The 1,819-nt window shown below is 53.3% G+C and carries 3 protein-coding genes; all 3 read right to left on the bottom strand.

Annotated features, from left to right (window positions below; genetic code table 11):
• Positions 1–760: molybdopterin-dependent oxidoreductase (locus HN413_09430; GenBank protein ID MBT3390620.1), on the bottom strand; the 760-nt coding region annotated here is incomplete at its 3' end.
• 1 nt (position 761) lies between these two features.
• Complete coding sequence (locus tag HN413_09425) at positions 762–1,334, bottom strand: cytochrome c (GenBank protein MBT3390619.1); 573 nt, start codon at positions 1,332–1,334, stop codon at positions 762–764.
• A gap of 143 nt (positions 1,335–1,477) precedes the next feature.
• Positions 1,478–1,819 (bottom strand): cytochrome c (locus HN413_09420; GenBank protein MBT3390618.1); only part of this gene is annotated, 342 nt, incomplete at its 5' end.

The raw sequence follows: 1,819 nt of genomic DNA, 5'->3' as shown, positions 1-1,819 counted from the left end.
TGGGATCGAAAACAACAACTTTGCCGCGTTCTGCTCGGCCGCGGCGCATGTAGGACATGCCCGAAACCATTCGCTGGGGTGAGCGCCCCGCTTCTAGTATATTTGCACCAAAGCTCAAAATATAATGTGAATTTTCGAGATCATAGGCGGGTAGGTCGTAGATCCCCTGGGTCAGCAACGTCCCTAGCTTGGCAGCGTCGATATTGAGACTGTCGTGGGAGATGGCGTTAGGAGAACCGATAGCCGCCATGAAACGTTCCAGGAAAGCTCGCATTTGGCCGCGTACCTCTCCGTATAAAACTGCCGCTCTTTCAGGATGTCCGGCTGCACGCAGGTGATTTAGATTGCCCGCAACGGTTTGGATGGCTTCTTCCCAGGTGATGCTTTCCCACCGATCAGCGCCACGCTCCCCAACACGGCGCATAGGCCCCGTCAATCGGTCTGGGTTGTAGAGCAATTCGGGGGCTGCCTGTCCCTTGGGGCATAGCGCGCCCTGATTGATCGGGTGCATGGGACTGCCTTCAACCTTGACGAGATTTCCATTGACAACTCTGGCCAGCATACCGCACCCGCTGGGACAGAGCAGGCAGACAGTAGGAATAATTTGTTCGTCAACTGGCTGATTATTTGATTGGCTAGAATTTTCGTTGGCCAGTGTTTTTGCCAACGCTCTCGCTGATCCTATGAATGTCGCGCCCCCAACTACCCCTGTGGATACTTTGAGAAATTCACGTCGTGTGAAGGATTGATGTTTTACCATGCTAATTGCCTCCACAATCTGATGGGGCATCCCCGGGCACACAGTCCAACTCAACAGGAGGCAATGGGAAACTGAGGGGCTGCGGTTCGATTTCGCCAGAGGCGATGCCGGTTACAAAGGCTACGATGGCTTCTAGCTGATCATCGGTGAAGCGCCCATCGAAGGCGGGCATGCCGCTTCGTTCCCGGCCGCGCAAAATCGTGGATTCTATTTTCGATTCCTGCACCCCGGAAAGAGCGATGGCGTTACCAAATAATCCTTCGCCAAATGCACCATGACAACCCGCGCAGGCAATATCAAAAAGCTCATCGCCATCTTCCACACCTTGGGCAACCAGCACATTGCCTAGATCAGGCACCAGATCAGGTTTCCCCTGTGCAGACCACAGAATACCGCGCAGCGTGCGCGGCCCGCCACCGCCAGGGTTTACATGACAGACAGCACATGATTCATCCGTGCGCTCAGCATATTCAGGCAGCGCGTGCGCCGGGCTTTCGCCAAATAAAATACCCGTGGCAATAAAGATGATCATGCCAAGAAATGCTAAAGCAGTGATTTGCAGAGATCGTTGCAAACGAGGTTTCATAGTTTGATTAAGAGCCTGACTGGAAAGTTTCGGCAAATATGGACGCCCAAGGCGCGCCTAAGGTTGGAAAGCGCGCGGGACCAACTTTGGAGTTGGTGACTTGAAGCCACCAACTCCATTAGGTCAATTATCTATTCCCCAAGGGTTTGTATGTATGCAATTACATCAGCCAGATCTTGCCAACTCCAGCCCAGGTTCAAACCGGAAGGCATGTGCTCGGCAGGTTGACCGTTGGCGGCTTTGTGGAGAGTTTCCCAAGGGTTGCCCAAAGCGAGGTCTCCCAGGTATTCAGGGTCGCTCTCATCACCGAAGGCAATACCTTTGCCATCGTCGCCATGGCAGCGGGCACAACCAGATTCGTAGAGGCCTTGTCCATTAGCAGCGTCGCCGTTGACAGTTTTGTCATCATTGACATATTGGGTCATATCAATGGCGTTAGTCTGGAAGAAGGCTACGAACATATCCATGACAGC

The sequence above is a fragment of the Chloroflexota bacterium genome (genome assembly GCA_018648225.1).
Lineage (GTDB): Bacteria > Chloroflexota > Anaerolineae > Anaerolineales > UBA11858 > NIOZ-UU35.
Note: the sequence above shows the minus strand (reverse complement) of the source record. Positions and strands in the feature narration are given on the sequence as shown.